The 344-nt window shown below is 63.1% G+C and carries 1 pseudogene; it reads left to right on the forward strand.

Going from position 1 to position 344, the window contains the following annotated elements:
• Positions 1-13 precede the first annotated feature (13 nt).
• A pseudogene (locus tag H5407_RS23800) lies at positions 14-344 on the forward strand (TerC family protein); the annotation flags it as partial.

Here is a 344-nt window from a genome sequence, read left to right on the forward strand (position 1 = left end):
AGGATGACGCCCCATGTCTGCACTGCCTGAGTTTCTTCACCTGCCACTGATGGGCCAGGCCCTGTGGCTGTGGCTGGTGTTTGCCTGTACCGTGGCCACGCTGCTGGCGCTGGACCTGGGTGTGCTGCACAAGGCCGACCGCGAGATCGGCATTCGCGAGAGTCTCTGGCTGTCGGCCGGCTACATCAGCGTCGCACTCCTGTTCGGTGCCTGGCTGTGGTGGCATCTGGGCCCGCAGAGCGGCATGGAGTACCTCACCGGCTTCGTGATCGAGAAGTCGCTGTCAATGGACAACGTCTTCGTGATCGCGCTGATCTTCAGCTTCTTCGCCGTGCCGCGGCAGT

This window comes from Mitsuaria sp. WAJ17 (genome assembly GCF_014174515.1).
GTDB lineage: Bacteria > Pseudomonadota > Gammaproteobacteria > Burkholderiales > Burkholderiaceae_C > Roseateles_B.